Origin of the sequence: Streptomyces roseifaciens, from assembly GCF_001445655.1 — a bacterium.
In the GTDB taxonomy this organism is placed as follows: domain Bacteria; phylum Actinomycetota; class Actinomycetes; order Streptomycetales; family Streptomycetaceae; genus Streptomyces; species Streptomyces aureoversilis.
In genome coordinates, this window is sequence record NZ_LNBE01000003.1 from 1,624,594 (window position 1) to 1,644,449 (window position 19,856).

The 19,856-nt window shown below is 73.8% G+C and carries 18 protein-coding genes and 1 pseudogene; 9 read left to right on the plus strand and 10 right to left on the minus strand.

Going from position 1 to position 19,856, the window contains the following annotated elements:
- Positions 1–80: 80 nt before the first annotated feature.
- A complete protein-coding gene (locus AS857_RS12785; protein WP_058043226.1) occupies positions 81–1,601 on the minus strand; it encodes a bifunctional transcriptional activator/DNA repair enzyme AdaA in 1,521 nt (506 codons plus the stop codon).
- A 197-nt stretch (positions 1,602–1,798) separates the two neighbouring features.
- On the opposite strand from AS857_RS12785, the gene AS857_RS12790 reads away from it, so the two are divergent.
- Positions 1,799–3,022, plus strand: a complete 1,224-nt coding sequence (locus AS857_RS12790) for a nitric oxide synthase oxygenase (RefSeq protein ID WP_063804239.1) — start codon at positions 1,799–1,801, stop codon at positions 3,020–3,022.
- Here the strand turns inward: AS857_RS12790 and AS857_RS12795 are convergent.
- The gene (locus tag AS857_RS12795) at positions 3,012–3,986 is read right to left on the minus strand and encodes a hypothetical protein (protein WP_144440797.1); all 975 of its coding nucleotides are present in this window, start codon (positions 3,984–3,986) and stop codon (positions 3,012–3,014) included. The two genes, AS857_RS12790 and AS857_RS12795, sit on opposite strands and share 11 nt — an antisense overlap.
- A 93-nt stretch (positions 3,987–4,079) precedes the next feature.
- Positions 4,080–4,880: a maleylpyruvate isomerase family mycothiol-dependent enzyme gene (locus AS857_RS12800; protein WP_058043228.1), complete on the minus strand. Its 801-nt coding sequence runs from the start codon at positions 4,878–4,880 to the stop codon at positions 4,080–4,082.
- Positions 4,881–4,947: 67 nt separating this feature from the next.
- Here AS857_RS12800 and AS857_RS12805 point away from each other — a divergent pair, with 67 nt between their 5' ends.
- From AS857_RS12805 to AS857_RS12825, 5 genes and pseudogenes are all read left to right on the plus strand, one after another.
- Positions 4,948–6,822, plus strand: coding sequence for a CASTOR/POLLUX-related putative ion channel (locus AS857_RS12805; protein WP_058043229.1), 1,875 nt, complete (start codon positions 4,948–4,950; stop codon positions 6,820–6,822).
- A 20-nt stretch (positions 6,823–6,842) separates the two neighbouring features.
- Positions 6,843–7,385 (plus strand): annotated as a pseudogene (locus tag AS857_RS12810) (phosphoadenosine phosphosulfate reductase domain-containing protein); the annotation flags it as partial.
- A 225-nt stretch (positions 7,386–7,610) separates the two neighbouring features.
- The gene (locus AS857_RS12815; protein ID WP_107105620.1) at positions 7,611–8,978 is read left to right on the plus strand and encodes an amino acid permease; all 1,368 of its coding nucleotides are present in this window, start codon (positions 7,611–7,613) and stop codon (positions 8,976–8,978) included.
- A gap of 158 nt (positions 8,979–9,136) precedes the next feature.
- Entirely contained in the window at positions 9,137–11,143 is a 2,007-nt protein-coding gene (locus AS857_RS12820) for a hypothetical protein (RefSeq protein ID WP_063804240.1), read from the plus strand.
- A 49-nt stretch (positions 11,144–11,192) separates the two neighbouring features.
- Entirely contained in the window at positions 11,193–12,743 is a 1,551-nt protein-coding gene (locus AS857_RS12825; RefSeq protein ID WP_058043233.1) for an ABC transporter substrate-binding protein, read from the plus strand.
- Positions 12,744–12,776: 33 nt separating this feature from the next.
- Here the strand turns inward: AS857_RS12825 and AS857_RS12830 are convergent, their stop codons facing one another.
- From AS857_RS12830 to AS857_RS40350, 7 genes are all read right to left on the minus strand, one after another.
- Positions 12,777–13,100 (minus strand): hypothetical protein, encoded by a 324-nt coding sequence (locus tag AS857_RS12830; RefSeq protein WP_058044109.1) that lies wholly within the window; start codon positions 13,098–13,100, stop codon positions 12,777–12,779.
- 91 nt (positions 13,101–13,191) lie between these two features.
- Positions 13,192–14,985, minus strand: coding sequence for a complex I subunit 5 family protein (locus AS857_RS12835; RefSeq protein ID WP_058043234.1), 1,794 nt, complete (start codon positions 14,983–14,985; stop codon positions 13,192–13,194).
- Positions 14,986–14,991: 6 nt separating this feature from the next.
- On the minus strand, positions 14,992–15,336 hold the full coding sequence (locus AS857_RS12840) for a sodium:proton antiporter (RefSeq protein ID WP_058043235.1): 345 nt from the start codon (positions 15,334–15,336) through the stop codon (positions 14,992–14,994).
- Positions 15,333–16,094, minus strand: a complete 762-nt coding sequence (locus tag AS857_RS12845) for an MnhB domain-containing protein (protein ID WP_058043236.1) — start codon at positions 16,092–16,094, stop codon at positions 15,333–15,335. Before AS857_RS12845 ends, AS857_RS12840 begins: the two co-directional genes overlap by 4 nt.
- A complete protein-coding gene (locus tag AS857_RS12850) occupies positions 16,091–16,339 on the minus strand; it encodes a Na(+)/H(+) antiporter subunit B (protein ID WP_058043237.1) in 249 nt (82 codons plus the stop codon). The genes AS857_RS12845 and AS857_RS12850 overlap by 4 nt, the downstream gene beginning before the upstream one ends.
- Complete coding sequence (locus AS857_RS12855) at positions 16,332–16,763, minus strand: MrpF/PhaF family protein (protein ID WP_058043238.1); 432 nt, start codon at positions 16,761–16,763, stop codon at positions 16,332–16,334. Before AS857_RS12855 ends, AS857_RS12850 begins: the two co-directional genes overlap by 8 nt.
- A complete protein-coding gene (locus AS857_RS40350) occupies positions 16,760–16,936 on the minus strand; it encodes a hypothetical protein (protein ID WP_173864747.1) in 177 nt (58 codons plus the stop codon). Before AS857_RS40350 ends, AS857_RS12855 begins: the two co-directional genes overlap by 4 nt.
- Positions 16,937–17,118: 182 nt before the next feature.
- Between AS857_RS40350 and AS857_RS12860 the strand changes: the two genes are divergently transcribed.
- The 3 genes from AS857_RS12860 to AS857_RS12870 all read left to right on the plus strand — a co-directional run bounded on the left by AS857_RS12860 (position 17,119) and on the right by AS857_RS12870 (position 19,841).
- On the plus strand, positions 17,119–17,655 hold the full coding sequence (locus tag AS857_RS12860) for a DUF6328 family protein (RefSeq protein WP_058043239.1): 537 nt from the start codon (positions 17,119–17,121) through the stop codon (positions 17,653–17,655).
- Positions 17,656–17,801: 146 nt separating this feature from the next.
- Positions 17,802–18,809: an SDR family oxidoreductase gene (locus AS857_RS12865; protein WP_058043240.1), complete on the plus strand. Its 1,008-nt coding sequence runs from the start codon at positions 17,802–17,804 to the stop codon at positions 18,807–18,809.
- A gap of 75 nt (positions 18,810–18,884) precedes the next feature.
- Positions 18,885–19,841 carry a TIGR03557 family F420-dependent LLM class oxidoreductase gene (locus AS857_RS12870; protein WP_058043241.1) on the plus strand — a complete coding sequence of 319 codons (957 nt, stop codon included), beginning with the start codon at positions 18,885–18,887 and terminating at the stop codon, positions 19,839–19,841.
- Positions 19,842–19,856 lie beyond the last annotated feature (15 nt).

Below are 19,856 nucleotides of genomic sequence, written 5' to 3' on the forward strand. Positions count from 1 at the left end.
TGTGCGATCAGTTGGCTGCGGGCCGTCCGTGGCTGGTCGCGCCCGCGGCGGAGCCGCAGATCGACACCGCCTCGCGCCCCTCACAGGGCGCGTTGCCGTACGGGCGCCGCCCCTCGCAGGTGCAGCGCGGCGTACGAGCGCCACGGCTGCCAGGCCCGGGCGTGCTCCGCCAGCCGGCCGGCGTCGCGGGCCCCGGCCAGGCCGAGGGCCTTCGCGGCGGCCCGCACCTGCGGGTCCTGCGGGGCGAACGCGTCGGGGTCGCCCAGGGCATGCATCGCGATGCGCTGCACGGCCCACCCGCTCACACCGGGCAGCTCGCGCAGCCGCGCCGCGGTCTCCTCCCGGTCGGCGTCCCGTTCGAGGGACAGCTTCTCCTCGGCCACCGCACCGGCCAGGGCCCGTACGGCGGCCGCAGGTCTCCCGGCGAGGCCGAACGCGTCCGGGTCGGCGTCAGCCAGCGCCTGGGCGGAGGGGAAGAGCCGGCAGGGACGGCCCTCACCGGCCGCCGCGACCGGCTCGCCGCAGTGCGCGGCCATCCGCGTGCAGACCGCGCGCACCTCCGCCAGGGAGGCGAACTGTTCGAGGACCACCCGCAGGGCTGGCTCGAAGCCGTGCGTGCACCCGGGCATCCGCAGCCCCGGCGCGGCCCGCACCAGCGGCCCGATCCACGGGTCGGGGCGCAGGGCCTCCCCGATCGCCGCGGGGTCGGCGTCGAGGTCGAGCAGGTCGCGGCAGCGCCGTACGGCGGCCGTCACGTCGCGCAGGTCGGCGAGCGTGAGCCGCAGCGTCACGTGCTGCTGCCCGGTCCGGCCGCGCGCGGCCGCCGCGACCGTGAGGTCGAGTTCGGCGGTGCCGCTGCCCCGCGGCAGGCGCAGCGTACGGCGGTAGCGGTTGCCCTCGGTCTCCTCGACTCCGGGCACGGCCCGCTCGCGCAGCCACGCCAGGATGCCCTCCCCGTCGAAGGGCGGCCGGTAGCGCAGGCGCAGCACCAGCGGCCCGGACCGGCCGGGGGCCCGCTCTCCCGCCCGCTGGTCCGCCCGGGCCCCGCAGGCCCTGCGCAGCTCCGTGGGCGAGCAGCCGAAGGCCGCGCGCATTCCGTCGTTGAACTGCCGGACGCTGGAGTAGCCCGCGGCGAGGGCCACTTCCGACAGCAGCAGCGCACTGGACTCGATCAGCAGCCGGGCCACCTGGGTCCGGCGGTTCAGCGCCAGGGCGAGGGGGCCGACCCCGACCTCCGCGACCAGCTGCCGGTGCAGGTGGCGCTCGCTCACCGCCAGCTGGCGGGCCACCCCGGCCACCCCGACCTCGTCGACCGCGCCGCCCGCGATGAGCCGCAGCGCCCGGGCCACCAGGTCGCCGCGCACGTTCCACTCGGGGGAGGAGGGCGCCGCCTCGGGCCGGCACCGGCGGCACGCCCGGAACCCCGCGGCCTCGGCCGCCGCGGCGATCCGGAAGAAGCGCACGTTCTCCGGCTTCGGCGTCCGCGAACCGCACACCGGGCGGCAGTACACGCCGGTGGTGGTCACCGCGACGTAGAAGGACCCGTCGAACCGTGCGTCGCGGCTGGCCATGGCCCGGTAGTAGCTGTCGAAGTCGAGCACGTGGTCATTGTTCCCACGCCGGGCCCGCCTGTCTGGCGGTCATCGGACATGGTGGTGGGGCGGCCCGGAGGCCCTTTCCGCAGACTCCTTGGCCGCCGCGGAGCGGCCGCATACGATGTCCCGGCGCGCATGTCCGAAGGTCTTTTCCCGGCCGTCCGGGCCGGAGCCGGCCGCGGCCGGCGCAAGGTGGGGGCTCGATGACGACCGATCAGCGAAACGGGCGGCACCCGCGGGCCGTGGTGGACCAGGGGGAAGCAGAACGTTTCGTCCGGCAGTTCCACGACGAGTCCGGCCTGGACGACACCGCCCTCCACACCCGGCTGATCGCGATACGCCGGCAGATCGCGGAGACCGGCACCTACCGCCACACCCCCGAAGAGCTCGTCTTCGGCGCCAAGGTCGCCTGGCGCAACTCCGCCCGCTGCATCGGCAGGCTCTACTGGCAGAGCCTGCGCGTGCGCGACCGCCGGCACGTCACGAACGCCGCGGACGTCGCCGCCGAGTGCCTCGCCCACTTGCGGACGGCCACCAACGCCGGGCGGATCAGACCGGTCGTCACCGTCTTCCCGCAGGACGACGCCGAGGGCCCGCCCGTCCTCATATGGAACGAGCAGCTCGTCCGCTACGCCGGCTACCTGCGCTTCGAGGGCGGCTACACCGGCGACCCCAGCGGTTTCGGGCTGACCGAGCTGGCGACCCGGCTGGGCTGGGAGGGCGCGGGCGGCCGCTTCGACGTGCTGCCCCTGATCATCCAGACCAGGGGGAACGCCTTACAGGTGTTCGAACTCCCCCCGGAAGACGTGCTCGAGGTCCCGCTGACCCACCCCGCCCTGCCCTGGTTCGCGGAGCTCGGCCTGCGCTGGCACGCCGTCCCCGCCATCTCCCACATGCGGCTGCGCATCGGCGGGATCTCCTACTCCGCGGCCCCCTTCAACGGCTGGTACATGGGCACCGAGATCGGCGTCCGCAACCTCTGCGACACCGGCCGGTACGACATCCTGCCGGAGGTCGGCCGCAGGCTCGGCCTGGACACCTCCAGCACCCGCACCCTCTGGCGCGACCAGGCGCTCGTCGAGGTCAACCGCGCGGTCCTGCACTCCTTCGACGCCGCCGGGGTGACCATCGCCGACCACCACACCGAATCCGCCCGCTTCCTGCGCCACCTGGCCAGGGAGGAGCTCGCCGGCCGCAGCTGCCCGGCGGACTGGTCGTGGATCGTCCCGCCCATGTCGGGGGCGCTCACCCCCGTCTTCCACCGCTACTACGACGAGAGCCGGCCCCGCCCCGACTTCCACCTCGACGACGGCGCCCGGCTGCGCGCCCGGGGCGTCCCCGCCCCGCCGTACCGGCGCTGCACCGGCACCGGCCCCGCCCGGTGCGACGCGACGCAGGCCCGCGGCAGCGGCCGGATCAGCCCCTGACCCCGCCCGGCAGCTGCCGCACGACGGCCGGGCCGGACAGGAAGGGAGCGGTGTACGGCTCGACGTCCACCTGCGAGCCGCTCACCAGGAACGCCCGCAGCCCGCGCCCAGCCTGGCCGTCCTCGTGGCCGCCCGCCCCGCCGTTCCCGCCGTCCGCGTAGCCGAGCATGAGCACCGGGTCCGTCAGCGCGTCCAGCGACAGCACCAGATCGGCCTCGTCGAAGCCCGCCGGATCCGCGAAGTCCTGCGACGGGACCGCCTCGAAGGCCATGCTCGCCTTGAAGGTGAACAGCCCCGGGCGGGGGATGTGGCCGTAGAGGTTGGGGTCGTCGCCCATCGTGGCCCACGCGTAGCCCTTCTCGCGGGCCACCCGCATCGTCGCGCAGTAGAGGGCTCGCGGGAGGCTCGCCCGCCGCGCCGCCTCGGTGACGGCGGACCAGCGCAGCCTGACCGCGCTCTCGTCCGGCGACTCCAGCGCGAGCGTGCCGCCCTCCAGCGCCTCCCCGCGGTACAGGAACACGGCGAAGTACTTCTCCGGGCCGTACAGGATGGTCTCCCGGTGCCTGCGGGCGAACGCCACGCCGTACGGCATCCGCGCCACCCGGTCCTCGTAGAGGTCGAGGAAGAGGTCGAGGCCCTCGGGCGATATCCGGTCCTCGACGACCTCCCGCAGGCCGTCCCGCGCGATCATCCGGCGCGCCTGGTGGATGCGCTGCCGGGACTTGCGGGGAAGGCGCCGCAGGAACTCCTCCTCGCCGGTGCCGAGGGCCGCCCGCCACGTCACGGTCGACGGCTTGCGCACGAAGCCGCGGCGGGCCAGTTCACCGTGGAGCTCCGGCGGGGGGTCGGTCATCCGGACGACGGCCACGGACTTCGGGTCGGCCCGGGTCCAGGGGGCGCCGGCGAGCTCACCGGCGCCGATCATGGCGACCGGAAGACCGAAATCGTCGATGATCTCCATCATCCAACTCCCGCATCCCCGGCGTTCGTTCAGGTATCCGGGGTCTATCAGCCCCCACTGGGCGGGGTCAAGGAACGCGGGGCCCGCACGCGGCTTTCAGACCGGGGGAACCAGGGTGGCGTAGCGGTCCAGGACCTCCCGGTCGCCCCGCACCGCGAGCCGGTCGGCGGGGATCCGTCCCCAGAGGAAGAGCATCAGCTCCGAAGCCGTACCGGACACTTCGACGTCACAGGCCTCCTGCTCGCCGGCGCCGGAGCGGACGTCGTCCCCGTCGAAGCGCACCGTCCACACCCCGGCGCCGTCCGTCCGCCGGAAGCGGTACCGCTCCCCGGAGCCGGGCGGGGCGGCGGCGCGGGTGCGGCTCCACGGCACCATCACCTCGAACGAGTGGTCCACGGCCTCCGCCGCGAGCGCGGCGTCGACCGGCCCGGGCGTCCCCAGGGCGTTCTCCGCGTCCCAGCGGTGCACGGCCGCCTCGATGGTCTGGACGCGCAGCCAGAATCCGGTGGTCTGCTCCCGCGACCACGTCCACGCGGGCTCCTCCGGGGCGCGGCTGCGGAACAGCGCCTCCAGCGCGGCCGCCCCCTCCGCGAACCAGTCGGCCAGGCTCTGCGGCAGCGGCCCGCGGTTGGGCGCGTGCTCCGGCCGCGGCCAGCCCGTGGTGTCCTCGGGGAGCCCGGCGGAGAAGGCCGGGTCGGAGGCGTCCGGCGGGCCCGTGAGCCGGTCCCCGACGATGTGCGCGACGCCCCGGTGCACGCTGCCCAGGTGCACGACCAGATCGGACACCGACCAGCCGGGGCAGGAGGGGACCGCGGGCGCCCCGCCGGCACCGGACGCCCGGCGGGCCGCGGCCTCGAACGCCCGTACCTCGCGGTGGAAATGGGGAAGGAGGTCCACGCGCCCATTCTGCCACCGGGACGTCCTCCGCCTGGGATGATCCGTCCGGAGCGAGGGGGAGCGGAACATGAGGCGCGCGACGCTGCGGGAACGGCTGCGGTACTGGTTCGACGCCACCATGGACCGCGGGACCCCCGCCCTCATCGGCTGGCTCGCCCTGGCCTCGCTGCTGCTGGTCGCCTCGACCACCGTCCTGGTGGTGCTGTGCACCGACGAGGACACCGAGGCCAACGGCGGCTGGGCCGGCGTGGCCTGGATGAGCATGCTGCGCACCCTCGACCCGGGCACGATGGGCGGCGACACCGGGGGCCCGGCGTTCCTGGTCCTGATGCTGCTGGTGACCATCGGCGGCATCTTCATCGTCAGCGCGCTCATCGGCGTCCTGACCACCGGCCTGGACATCCGGCTCCAGCAGCTGCGCAAGGGCCGCTCGCGGCTCGTCGAGCGCGGGCACACCATCATCCTGGGCTGGTCGGAACAGGTCTTCACGGTGGTCGCCGAGCTGGTCGAGGCCAACCAGAGCAAGCGCCGCTCGTGCGTGGTGATCCTCGCCGACCGCGACAAGGTCGCCATGGAGGACCGGATCCGCACCCGCGTCCCCGACACCGGCCGCACGCACGTCATCTGCCGCTCAGGCAACCCCCTCAAGCGGGCCGACCTCGAGCTCGTGAGCCCCGACACCGCCCGGTCGATCATGGTGCTGCCACCCGGCGGGGACGACAGCGACACCAGCGTCATCAAGGTGCTGCTGTTGCTGAACAACCGCACCTGGCGCGGCTCCCGGCCCCACGTCGTCGCGGCCGTGCAGGACTCGGACAACCTCTCCGTGGCGCGCCTCGCGGCGGGGGACACCGGCCTGGTCGTCGACGCCGAGGACTTCGCCGTCCGGCTCGTCGTCCAGTCCCACCGGCAGGCGGGGCTCTCCGCGGTCTGCGACGAGCTGCTCAGCTTTGTCGGCAACGAGATCTACCTGCAGCCCGAACCGGCGCTGACCGGCACGACCTACGGCGAGGCGCTGCACGCCTACGAGCTCGGCATCCCCATCGGCCTGCGCAGGCCCGGCGGCGAGGTGCTGGTCAACCCCCCGATGGACACCGTGATCCAGGACGGGGACAGCGTGGCCGTCGTCGCCGAGGACGACCTGCTCATCCGCCTGGCCGACACCTGTGCCCCCGTCGTCCGCACGGCCATCTCCTGCCTGCCGGGCCCTCCGCCCGCCCCCGACCGGACCCTGCTCATCGGCTGGAACTCCCGCGCCCCGAAGATCGTCAGCCTGCTGGACCAGTTCGTCCGGCCCGGCTCCGTCCTCGACATCGCCGCACCCCGGTGGCCCGTGGAGGCCCTCGGCACCCCACGGGAGAACCTCACGGTCCGTCACCGCCCCTGCGACCCCACCAGCAGGAGGTCGCTGGAGTCCCTCGGGCCGGGCGGCTACCAGCACGTCGTCGTCCTCTCGGACGAGAGCGTCCCGCCCGACCTCGCCGACGACCGCACCCTGGTCACCCTGCTCCACCTGCGCGACATCGAGGTCCGCCTGGGCGACCCGTACTCGATCGTCACGGAGATGAACGACGACGGCAACCGCGAGGTGGCCCAGGTCACCAAGGCCGACGACTTCATCGTCAGCACCAAGCTCGTCTGCCTGCTGCTGACCCAACTGGCCGAGAACCCCGGCCTCCACGACGTGCTCGCCGATCTCTTCGACCCCGTCGGCTCCGAGATCTACCTCAAGCCCGCGTCCCGCTACCTGCGCCCGGGTGCGCAGGCGAACTTCACGACGGTCATCGAGGCGGCCCGGCAGTGCGGGGAGACCGCCATCGGCTACCGGCTCCGCGCGCTGAGCGACCGGCCGCCCTTCTACGGGGTCTTCCTCAACCCGCCCAAGGCCGCCGCCCTCACCCTCGGCGAAGAGGACCACGTGGTCGTGCTCGCCGAGGGGTGAGCGTGGGCAGGATGGACGGCATGGAGCCTCAGAACCCCTCCGGGGACACGTGTGCGAGCGGCCTTCCGCGGGACCTGGCGCACCTGGAGGTGCTGGAGTCGGAGGCGGTGCACGTCTTCCGTGAGGTGGCGGGGGAGTTCGAGCGGCCGGTGCTGCTGTTCTCGGGCGGCAAGGACTCCATCGTCATGCTGCACCTGGCTTTGAAGGCCTTCGCGCCGGCGCCGCTGCCGTTCGCGCTGCTGCACGTCGACACCGGCCACAACTTCCCCGAGGTCCTCGCCTACCGCGACCGCACCGTCGCCGGGCACGGGCTGCGCCTGCACGTCGCCTCGGTCCAGGAGGCCATCGACACCGGGCGGGTGCGTGAGCGCCCCTCCAACTTCACCGAACTCGACGTGTGGCAGTACATCGCCCGCGAGAAGATCGAGCTGCCCGCGATCTACTTCGCCCACCGGCGCGAGGTCTTCGCCCGGGGCGGCATGTGACTCGCCCCCGGCGCCTGGGGCGGCCCCCGCGACGGCGAGGACACCCGGATACGCACCGTGCGCTACCGCACCGTCGGCAAACGCGAGGGCTACTTCTAGAACAAGCCGGTGAACATGCTGGCCACCACGGCGCTCCTGAGGGATCTTGTACTGACAGATCGTTCACTGACAGGACGGCCCGGCGCGCGACCGCGCCGTGGACGCGTCGCGGCAAGAGAGGACCTCAGAACTGTGAGCTCGCGAACCACGGGGGACCCGAGCGCCGGCACCGAGGGGTACAAACGCACCCTGGGCTCCCGGCAGATGCAGATGATCGCCATCGGCGGCACCATCGGCACCGGCCTCTTCCTCGGCGCCGGCACCGCGATATCGCAGGCCGGCCCCAGCCTCATCATCTGGTACGCCGCCGCCGGCATCGTGCTCTTCCTCGTCATGCGGGCCCTGGGCGAGCTGCTCACCCACAACCCGGTCTCCGGCAGCTTCGCCGACTACGCCCACCGCTTCCTCGGCCCGTTCTGGGGGTACGCCACCGCCTGGACGTACTGGATCATGTGGGTCACCACCGGCATGGCCGAGATCACCGCGGCCGGGCAGTACGTCAACTACTGGGCGCCCGGCTTCGCCCAGTGGAAGACGGCGCTGATCTCCCTCGTGGTGCTCGCCTGCGCCAACCTGATCTCGGTGAAGATCTTCGGCGAACTGGAGTTCTGGTTCGCGATCATCAAGGTCACGGCCATCATCGGCATGATCCTCATCAGCCTCGGCGTGCTCATCATCGGCTTCGGCGACGCCGGTGACACCGCGTCGGTCAGCCATCTGTGGGCGGACGGCGGAGTCGCCCCGCACGGCGTGTGGAACTCCCTGATGACCCTGCAGATCGTCCTCTTCGCCTACCTCGGCGTCGAGCTCGTCGGCGTGACCGCGGGCGAGACCAAGGACCCGGAGAAGAACATCCCGCGCGCCATCAACAGCCTGCCGCTGCGCTTCGGCCTGTTCTACCTCGGCGCGCTGTTCGTCATCCTGTCGGTCGTGAGCTGGCAGGAGTTCCAGCCCGGGACGAGCCCGTTCGTCGCCGCCTTCACCAAGATCGGCATCCCGGCCGCGGCCGGCATCGTCAACTTCGTCGTCCTCACCTCGGCGCTGTCCTCGTGCAACGCCGGCGGGCTGTACGCCACGGCGCGCATGCTGCGCACCGCAGGGCTCAACGGCCACGGCCCCGCGGCCCTCGGCCGGCTGAGCAAGCGCGGTGTGCCCGCCACGGCGGTCGTCATCTCGGCGCTGGTCATGGCCCTGGGCGTGCTCGTCAACGCCATCGACCCGGAGCACGCGTTCGCCTACATCACGGCGGTCTCCACCGGCGGCGCCATCACGGTGTGGAGCATCATCCTCGTGACGCACCTGCGCTACCGCCGGGCCGTGGCGGAGGGCCGGGCGGTCGCCTCCTCCTACCGCATGCCGGGCGCCCCGTACACGAACTGGCTCGCGCTCGCGGCCTTCGCCTTCGTGACGGTCCTGGTCGCCTGGGACTCCGGCACCCGAGTGGCCCTCTACGTCATCGCCGTCTGGTTCGTCCTGCTGGGCCTGGGCTATCCGCTCGCCCGCCGGCGCCGGGCCGCCGAGGCCCCCGCGGCCGCGGTCGAGGACACCGTGAAGACCAGCGCACGGAGCTGACGGTCCGGCGCCCCCGCCCGGGGGCGCCGACCGCCGGTCCCCTCCACCGGCCGCCGCTCCACCAGTTGCGGCCGAACGCTCCCGCGAACCGCACCCGCGTGGCAGCATTTTCAGCACGGTCGGCGGTGACACCCGCCGGCTCGAGGGGGGCTGATGACGTGCCGGAGCCTGTGAGACGGCCCTTGGGGATCGAGGGCATCGAGGCGCTCTACCAGGAATGCCGCACCATGGTCCAGGACGGCCGTGCGGGGCGGGGCGGGCGCGGACTGCCCGTGCTGGTGCTCGTCGGCACCCGCGGCAGCGGGCGCACCGCGGCGCTGGCCTGGCTCGGCTACCTCGGCTCCCACCGGCCCCACGCCTTCTACGACTTCGCCTCCGCCGGGCCGCGGCGGCCGCACGAGGTCGCGGGCCGCCTCGCCTACGGGCTCTCGCACCGCTTCGCCCGCCAGCCCGCCCTGCTCTTCCCCCGCCTCACCCTGGGCCTGCTCGTCGTCGACCCCGGGCTCTCGCTGGACGCCAACGACTCCCGGCGGGCCGGCCACCAGCTGCGCCGCGCCCTGCACGACGCCCGCGAGGACACCGGCGCGGCCGACCGGGCCGCCGACGTCGCCGGCCTCCTGCAGGACCTCAACCTCCTGCAGATCCCCGGCATCGGCCTGCTGGCCGGGCTGATCCGCCGCCCGCCGCGGCTCCCGCTCAGCGTCGCCCGGCGCACCGGCTTCTCCTGGTACGCGGGCCCGCACGCCCCGGTGGACGAACTCGTCGCCCTCAACCAGCTGAGCAAGAGCGGGACCGACGTGGACCGGGCCGCCGTGGACCGGCGGCTGTGCGAGGCGTTCCTCGCCGACCTGCGTGGCGAGTACGCACGCCGCCGCCGCGACCGCAACTGCGCGGTCCTCCTGGACAACGTCGACGCCGAGGGCGGCCGGGACTTCCTCGACCTGCTCGTGCGGCTGCGCGACGAGAGCGGCGCCCCCGACCCGCTGCTGGCCGTCGCCACCGCCTCCGACACCGGACGGATCCCCGGCCCCTTCGCCCGCGGGCCGGCCGGGGTGTGGATCCGCTCGCCCGAGCAGGCCTCCTACGCCGACTGGGAGCGCTCCGTCCCCGACCCGCCGCCCGACGCCTCCTGGCACTGGTACTGCGTCCAGCTGCGCGACCTGACCGCGGCCGAGGTCTCCCAGCTCGGGGCCGGGATCGCCGACCGCCTGCCCGAGGCCCCGCCGCTGGCCCACCGGCTGACGCGCGGTCACGCATGGAGCGCCGGCCGGCTGCTGGAGACGGCGGCGCGCATACCCGGCCGCGGCGACAGCGAGGCCCTGCTGCGCGGGATCCTCGCCACCCCCGTCCCCTCCGCCGACGACCAGTCCGAGGCCGAGCCGCTCGACCGCGTCATCCTGCGCGACCTCCTGGACGGCATGAACGAGGAGCAGCGCGCCGCGCTCGTCGTGTGCTCCGCAGCCCGCGAGTTCGACGCCGCCTGGGACGCCGACCTCCTCGAGTCCTTCACCCTCCGCACGCGCAACAGCCTCGCCCGCGAGACGGGCACCCGGCTGTGGCTCGTCGACCCCGTCCCCCAGGACGCAGGCGCACGCGGCGGCCGCGGCTCCGGCTACCTGGAGAACTCCCACCCGCGCCCGCTGTCCGGCCGGCCGGTCCTGCACCCGTGGCTGCGCCTGCTGCTCCTGCAGGAGCTGGCCCGCAGCCGCTCGCGCTGGGACGAGACCCACGAACAGCTGCAGGTCTGGCACATGCTCTACGGTCACCCGCTGGACGTGCGCTACCACGCGCTCGCCCTCGGCCAGCTCGACGACGTCGTCGACCACCTCGCCCGCAGCCTGACGGAACTGCCCGACACCGACGCCTGGCTCTACGAGCTGTACGCGGTCACGGCCGCACCGCTGCGCACGCCGGTCCTGCCCGAGCGGACGGCCACGCTGCGGGTGGACCGGGTCGCCGAGGAGCTGGCCCCCCGCTCCTTCGCCGAGCGCCGGGCCCTGACCATGCTGGTGGCCGCCCTGTGGTTGGCGGGCGACGCGCGCAACCGGCTGCCCGCCGCGCGCCCCGAACTCAACGACACCATCGGCTCGATGTTCCAGAGCCTGGCCATGCACTCCGATCCCCGCCGGGTGGGGCTCAGGCACGAGGCCGCGAAGTACATCTGAGCGCGCCCTGGCAGCGCGTGACCACCGCCGTCCGCAAGGAGCCCGCATCATGCCCGTGACCCCTGGACGACTCGACGCGCTGCCTCCCTGGTGGAAGGGGTGGCCGGGGCTCGCCGCACTGGTCCTCGTCCTGGCCCTCCTGGCCGGCGGCGCCTTCTGGCTGCTGGGCACGGACGAGGGGGAGGACCGCTGCGCCGGTGACCAGCCGGGCCTGGTGTGGGCCGGCTCCGGCAGGGACCGCGAGTGCGTCGGCGTCGTCGACGAGACGGCCTACGCCTTCGCCCCCGAGCTCAAGGAGGTCACCGAGAGGATCGCGGCGGAGAACCGGCGCGTGCGCGACCAGTGGGAGAAGCCCGGCGCAGGCAAGACCCCCGTCCCCTACGTCAGGATCGGCCTGCTGACCCCGATGACCGCGAGCGACAGCAGCGTGCTGCCCATCGAGGAGATCAAGAGCAGCCTCGAAGGCGCCTACACCGCGCAGTGCCGGGCCAACGCCTGCCCGTCCCTGTCCGCCGTGAACGCGACCGGCGTCCACGGGCGGACCCCGCAGATCCAGCTGGTCCTCGCCAGCGAGGGCAGGAACCAGCTCCACTGGCGGCCCGTCGTCGAACGGCTGGCGGACATGACCGGCGGGGACCACCCGCTGGTGGCCGTCGCCGGCATGGGCGTCAGCGTGCCCGAGACGCAGAGAGCGGCCGACGAGCTCGCCAAGCGGAAGATCCCGGCGATCGGCGCCGTGCTGACCGCGACCAACGTCAACTCGGAGCGCCTGTTCAAGGTCTCGCCGTCCAACACCGACTACGCCAAGGCGCTGCGGCAGCGCCTGGACCGGCTGCCCGCCGAACAGCGCCGCGGCTACCTGGTCTTCGACAGCCGGGACGACAACTACGTACGGACCATGCGCAAGGCGTACGACGAGGTCTTCGCCGACTACATCGACAAGCGCCGCGTCTCCTTCGTGGGCACCACCGGCCCCCGCACCGACGGCGTGCCCAGCCTCTTCTTCAACGCCTTCAACAACATCTGCCTGACCAAGTCCGAGCTGGTCTTCTACGCGGGGCGCGGCCGCGACCTCTCCGACCTGGTGCGGTCGCTGTCCTCGCGCAGCCAGTGCGGGCACGACAAGCCCATCACGATCCTCGCGGGCTCGCAGGGAGCCGTGCAGCAGGCGAACGACGTGATGGGGCTGCTGAAGGACAGCAGGATCACCATCCTGCAGGCCTCGGCGACCAGCACGGAGCAGTGGATCAAGGGGGTCGAGGCGCCGAGCGGCTTCAAGTCCTTCCACCAGAGCTTCCGCGACCTGAAGTTCCCCGACAAGGAGCTCACCGACGGCTACGCCGTCATGCACCACGACTCCGTGCTGACGGCCGTGTGGGCGCTGCGCATGGTCACCGGCCAGACCGGCCGGGAGACGCCGACCGTGCAGGACGTCTTCAACCAGCTGACCAACCTCCACGACGCCGCCGTGGTCCCCGCCGCGAGCGGGGACCTCAGCTTCGACGACGCCTCCGACGGCTGGCCGCACAACAAGCCGGTGCCCATCATCCAGGCCCCCGGCGGCTCCCCGGGACCCGGGCCGCTGTACAAGACCCCGTAGGGCGGCGCCCCGCGGGCTCCCGGCCGCCGGGGACTAGCGCCCCAGCTTCCGCTTGAGCTCGGCCTTGTTCATGTTCGACCGGCCCTGGACGTTGCGGCGCCGGGCCTCGGCGTAGAGCTGGTCGTAGGTGGGTCCCTCGGCGCCGCTGTGGGAGCGCTGCCCGCCCCGCTTGGAGGAGGACATGTCCTGGGTCGAGGACCTGCTCGCCGTCTTCGACTCCCCGGACCGGGCCCGCTCCTTGTTGACGGTGCGCGCGGCGATCTCCTCGGCGCGCTTGGTGCTCTCCCCGCGCTGCTCGGCGCTCTCCTTGATGTGCTCGTACTGCCGCTCACGCTTGGGGCTCGAACCTCGGGGCATGATGTCCATCCTTGCCATGTCGTGTACTGATTTCCCACCCTGCCCGCGGCCCCGGGCACCTGCAACCGGTCGGCCCGGGCAGGGCGCCGGCTCACCACAGGGCCAGCAGCGAGACCAGCCCGATGCCGGCCACCGTCCAGGCCACGTAGTCGCCGACGTGCCCGGAGTGCAGTCGCCGCAGCGGTGCGCTCCAGGGCACGGCCCGCGAGGACAGGCCCACGGACCGGGCGGCGAGGGCGACGGCGAGCGCGGCCGACAGCAGGCCCAGGCCCGCACCGGTCCACGTCCACCAGTCGTACGGGCCCTCCGGCCGCCCGGCGGGGCCGCCGTCGAGCACCGCCGCCGCGTAGCCGGCGTGGTCCGTGAAGGCCTCCGCCGCAGCCGTGACGGCGCCGGTGAGCGCGGGCACCGTGCCGACGGCGAGCGACGCGGCCAGCAGCAGCGCCGCCACCGTCACCATGGGCACGGGAGGGCGGCGCACGCGGCGACCGGTCTCGGGCTCCTCCTCCCCGCCGGCGGTCTCCGGCCCCTCGTCGTCCTCACGTCCCGCCTGCCCCGCCCCGAGGAAGACACGCGCGCCGACCCGCAGCACCGCCCCGCCGGTCACCGCCGAGACGAGTACGAACAGGGCGGGCAGCCAGGGGGACTGCTCCTCCACGAGCGCCTTGCCCAGGCCCGTGCCGAACGGCGGCAGCCCGGCGAGCGCGAGCCCGCCGGCGGCGAAGAGCAGGCCGGTGAAGGGCGTGTCGCGGCCCTTGCCGTGCAGTTCGCACTCGTCGACGCTGCCGTGGCGGTCGAGCAGGATGCCGGTGCACGCGAACAGCGCGGCCTTCGCCCCGGCGTGCCCGAGGACGTAGAGCGCGGTGCCGGCGACCCCGTGCGGGGTCAGCAGGGCGATGCCGGTCAGGAACAGCCCGGTGTGTGCCACCGTGGAGAAGGCCAGCAGCCGCTTGACGTGCCGCTGCTGCCAGCACATCAGCGCACCGACGAGGGCGCTCGCCACCCCCAGGACCAGGAGGGTGCGCCGGGCCCCGGCCGCCGGGACGCCGCCGGGCCCGGCGAAGACGGTCGTCCAGACGCGTGCGGCGCCGTAGCCGCCCATCTCCACCATGACGCCGGACAGCAGCATGCACACCGGCGTCGGTGCGACGGCGTGGGTGTCCGGCAGCCAGAAGTGGAACGGCACGGCCGCGGCCTTGACCAGCAGTCCCGTCAGCACCAGCACGAACGCGGCGACGACCAGGGCGTCCGCGCCGTGCCCGGCCGCGCCGGCCGCTTCGTCCAGTTCCCGGCCGACCTGTGCCATGCCCAGCTCGCCCGTGCGCGCGTACAGCAGGCCGATGCCGAGCAGGGTCGCGTACCCGCCGAGGGAGTTGACGAAGCCGAAGACCAGCGCCCCCTGCACGGGGCGGGCCTCCTCGACGCGGTAGCCGGTCAGGGCGTACCCGACGACGCCCATCAGCTCGAAGAAGACGAAGGCGTCGAAGAGGTCCCCGGTCAGCGCGAAGCCGCACATGCCGGCCTGGAAGAGCAGCACCAGGGCGGGGAAGGCGCCGCCGTGGCCGTGCGGCGGCTCGTCGAAGTAGCGCCAGGAGTAGGCGAGCACGGCGACGACGAGCAGCGAGGTGAGTGCGGCGAGGCCCAGCCCGATGCGGTCGCCGACCAGCACGATCCCGACGCTGTGGCCGCCCTGCGGCCGCCAGGCGCCGACCCAGGAGACCCCCGGGGGGCCGGCGAGCGCGGCGACGGCGAGCCCGGCGGAGGCCGCGGCGGCCAGGCCCGCGACCGCTTCCGCCACCGGCCGGGGCGCGTGGCGCCCCGCCGCCACCAGCACGGCCGCTCCCAGCAGCGGCACCACGACGATCAGCGGGAGCAGCCGGTCCACCGCGGCTCAGCCCTTCAGCTCGGACAGCTCGTCCGGGTCGACGGTGCCGTGCCGCTTGGCGGTCTGGACGACGAGGGCGAGCAGCAGGGCGGTCACGGTCGCCCCCACGACGACGTCGGTGAGCGCGAGGGCCTGGACGACCGGGTCGACGACGGGCGCGTCGGTCGGCAGGTCGGAGAAGACGGGTGCCGTGGCGCCCTTGCGGTAGCCGACGGCCAGCAGCAGTACGTAGGTGGAGGACTGGGTGACGGCCAGGCACCCGACGGCATGGACCAGATTGCGGCTGGTGGCGATGCCGTGGACGCCGACGAGGAAGATCCAGCCGGCGGTCAGGTAGGGGAGCAGGCTCATGCTGTCCGTCCTCCGTCCTTCGCGTCGCCGTCCTCGCCTTCGATCTCCAGTGCCTGGCCGAGGAAGTGCGCCAGCAGCACGACGACGGCCGAGGTGACCTCCACCCCGACCGCGGCGTTCAGCAGCGGCACCGTGCCGCCCGAGGAGAGGGTGTTGAAGGTGCCCAGCGGCAGGGTGTTGGCGAGGTAGGCCGAGCCGGCGATCAGACCGGCCGCGCCCAGCAGGACGTAGGCGGCCTCCCCGGTGCCGTCGGCCAGCTCGAACAGCCCCAGCGGCCGGACGCGCTCCAGCGCCTTGTAGTCGACGGCGATGTACAGCAGGTGCAGGGACGTGGCGACGACCACGCCGCCCTGGAAGCCGCCCCCGGGGCTGAGCTGCCCGTGCGCGATGACGTAGAGGCCGATGAGCAGGGTGACGGGCAGCACGAGGAGGCCGTAGCGGCGCAGCGCGGCCGGCACGCCGGCGGGCTCGGGCGGGACGCGCTTCTCGCCGCGGGTCTGCCGCAGCAGGACGACGGTGCCGAGGACGCAGGCGAACAGGACCGTCTCCTCGCCGAGCGTGTCGAAGGCGCGCTGGTCGAAGTTGACGGAGGAGACGGCGTTCGCGGTGTGCTGCTGCAGTGCGGTGCGCACCGCCCGGTCGCCGTAGGGGTGCCGGGAGCCGCCGAAGCCGGGCAGGCCCGTGCAGGCGGCGGCGTACAGCGCGGCCGTGGCGAGCAGGCCGGCGTTCAGCACCCACAGACGCAGGCGGCGTGTCACTCCCGCCGCCCGTTGCACCGGATCTTGCGGACCGTCAGCAGGATCATCAGCGGGGTGACGGCCGAGCCCACGGCGAGCTGTGCGAGACCGACGTCGGGGGCCTGCAGGACGGTGAACAGCGCGGCGAGCGCGACACCGAGCAGGGAGAGCACGACGGCCTGCCGGGCCGGGTCGCGCTGCAGCACCGCGACCGTGGCCGCGGCCGCGACGAGCAGCAGCACGACGGCGGTCAGCGCGTCAGCCATGGCGCACCGCCGCCGAGGTGACGGCCCCTCCGGCGATCAGCAGCACGCCGATGAGCACCAGCTTCCCCAGGGCGCGGCCGGGGCCGGTCGCGATGCACAGGGGGACGACGGTCGCCGGGGTGGCGACCAGGACGGCGGGGGCGAGCAGGCGCAGTCCGGGCGGCCGCTCGCCGATCTCGTCGCCGAGCAGGCGGGTGAAGACCAGCGTCCCGGCGGGTCCCAGGACGGCCACGACCAGGGCGAGGTCCACGTAGGAGGGCCGCCCGTACCCCTGGGCCAGCAGCAGGAAGACGAGGCACAGCAGGAGCGTCGCCATGTTCTGTGCGACGACGCGCTGCCCGGCCGAGCCGCGCGCCGACCCCCACAGGCAGGGGCCCAGGCCGCCGGCGACGAGCGCGCAGGCGGCCGCCAGCCACCAGTTCACCGCTCCGCGGCCCGGCGGGCGCCGCGTGCGGCCCACGCCGACACCAGGGCCGCAGCGGCCCCGACGGCGATCTCCAGCGTGTCGGCCCGGCTGATGAGGAGGGTCCACACCGCCGTGAGGCCGGCCCACCACGCGAGGATCTCCGCCGCGGCCCGGACGATGCCGTTCAGCATCCGCTCACCTCCGCTTTCCGCGGGAATGCCCCAGTATCGGCCTGTGGGCCCCGCGATCCGCGGGACGTCGGCGGGGGCGTGTCGCACCGCGTGTACCGGCGCACCCGCGAGGTATGGCGACGGGCGCATGCCCGGTGCGCGCCGGGGGTACTCCGGGGCCCGGGACGATGCGGAAGGACGGCATGGCAGCGAGCGGACCGCAGGATCACGGCGCCGGAGGGCCCGGGCCCTCCGGGGCTCCGCCCGGCCCCGGAGGGCGCCACGAGACGCCCGAGGAGCGCGCGGACCGGCGCTGGGCCGAGCTCCTGCAGGAGGTGCGCGTCACCCAGACGGGCGTGCAGATCCTCTTCGGTTTCCTGCTCACGGTGGTCTTCACCCCGCGGTTCACCACCCTCGGCGACACCGACCGGACGATCTACGTGATCACGGTGCTGCTCGGCGCCGCCACCACCGGCGCCCTCGTCGGCCCGGTCTCCCTCCACCGCATCGTCAGCGGCCGCCGCATCAAGCCGCAGACGGTCGTCTGGGCCGCCCGGCTGACGATGACGGGAATCGTGCTGCTGTTGTGCACGGTCACCTCGGCACTGACGCTGATCCTGCGGATCGCCCTGCACAGCAGCGCGGTCCCCTGGCTGGTGGCGGCGGTCGTGGCCTGGCTGGTGCTGTGCTGGTTCGGGCTGCCCAGCTGGGTGCTGCGCCACTACAGATCGAAGGAGTGACCCGCGCAGAAGGAGTGACCCCACGCATCCGTACGAGGGATTCGCCCCGCGCCGATCGCGCGTCCCGGGTGAAGTCGCTCTTCTTCGCGGAGCCCTCGACGGTCGGGAAACTCCGCTGACGGCGCGCCCCAAAGAAAGGGAGCCCCATGAGCCAGACCGTCGTCATCACCGGTGCCAGCGCCGGGATCGGCCGCGCGACGGCCCGCATGTTCGCCCGCCGGGGCGCACGGGTGGCGCTGCTGGCCCGGGGCGACGGCGGGCTGGCGGCCGCCGCGGCCGAGGTCGCCGAGCTGGGCGGAAAGGCCCTGGTGCTGCCCACCGACGTGGCCGACCACGCCCAGGTGGAGGCCGCGGCGGCTGCTACGGAGGAGGCGTTCGGCCCGATCGACGTGTGGGTCAACGCGGCCTTCGTCTCCGTCTTCGCCCCGTTCACCCGCATCGAGCCGGACGAGTACGAGCGCGTCACCGCCGTCACCTACCTCGGCTGCGTCCACGGCACCCGGGCCGCGCTGCGCCGGATGCTGCCGCGCGACGCGGGCACGATCGTCCAGGTCGGCTCGGCGCTCGGCCACCGCTCCGTGCCCCTGCAGTCCGCCTACTGCGGCGCCAAGCACGCCGTCAACGGCTTCACCTCGGCCGTACGGACCGAGCTGCTCGCCCGGCACAGCCACGTGCGCGTGACGGTCGTGCAGATGCCCGCGGTCAACACGCCCCAGTTCTCCTGGGTCCTGTCCCGGCTGCCGAACCACCCCCGGCCCGTGGCGCCCGTCTACCAGCCCGAGGTCGCCGCCCGCGCCGTCCTCCACGCGGCCGGGCACCCGCGGCGCAAGCAGTACTACGTCGGCGCCCCGACCGTCGCGACGATCCTCGCCGACAAGGTGGCCCCCGCCCTCCTGGACCGCTACCTCGCCCGTACCGGCATCGACGCGCAGCAGACCGACGAGCAGGTGCGGGCGGACCGGCCGCACAACCTGTGGGAGCCGGTGGACGACACCGGAGGGGGCGACTACGGCGCGCACGGCGTCTTCGACGCCGAGTCCCACGCGCGCTCCCCGCAGGCCGCCCTCGCCCGCCACCCCCTCCTGCTCCCGGCCGCCGCGCTGCTCGGCACGGCCGCCGCCGTCCGCACGGTCCTGCGGCGGCGCCGGGACTGAGACCCGGGTGTTTCCCCGCCGCCCGTTGTGGTTACCCAGGGGTCCGAAGCCCCGCCCTCCAGGAGGACACCCCCGATGACGGAATACGGCTACTTCCTGTCCACCGAGGAACACGGCCCCGCCGACCTGGTCGAACAGGCGCGCATGGCCGAGCAGGCCGGCTTCACCTCCCTGTGGATCTCCGACCACTTCCACCCGTGGAACCCGGCCCAGGGCCAGAGCCCCTTCGTCTGGTCGGTGATCGGCGCGCTCTCGCAGGCCACCTCCCTGCCCGTCCGGACGGCCGTCACCTGCCCGATCATGCGCCTGCACCCGGCCGTCACGGCCCAGGCGGCGGCCACGGCCGCCGTCCAGCTCGGCGGGGGCTTCCGGCTCGGCGTGGGCAGCGGGGAGGCGCTCAACGAACACATCCTCGGCGGCGCCTGGCCGCAGGCGGCGATCCGGCTGGAGATGCTGCAGGAGGCCGTCCAGGTGATGCGGCTCCTCTTCGAGGGCGGCGAGGTCAGCCACCACGGCAAGCACTACACCGTGGAGAACGCCCGGCTGTACACCGTGCCCGACGAACCCGTGCCCATCGACGTCTCGGCGTTCGGGCCGACCGCGACCGAGCTGGCCGGGCGCATCGGCGACGGCTTCATCACGATGGCCCCCGACGCGGAGGCGGTCGACCGCTTCCGGCGCAGCGGGGGCGGCGCCAAGCCCGTGTTCGGCGGGCTGAAGGTGTGCTGGGGAACCGACCGCGAGGAGGCCGTGCGCACCGCGCACCGCCTGTGGGCCAACGAACAGCTCCCCGGGGAGCTGCCCCAGATCCTGCCGACGCCCCGGCACTTCGAACAGGCGAATGAGCTGGTTCCGGTGGAGCGCGTCGCCGACGCGGTCACCTGCGGGGGCGACGTGGACGCGCACCTGGCCGCGATCACGGCGTACGCCGGCGCCGGGTTCGACACCGTCTTCGTCAACCAGATCGGGCCCGACCAGCGCGGCTTCTTCGACTTCTACCGCAGCAAGGTGCTGCCGCAGCTGCCGGACTGAACGGACCGGACCGGC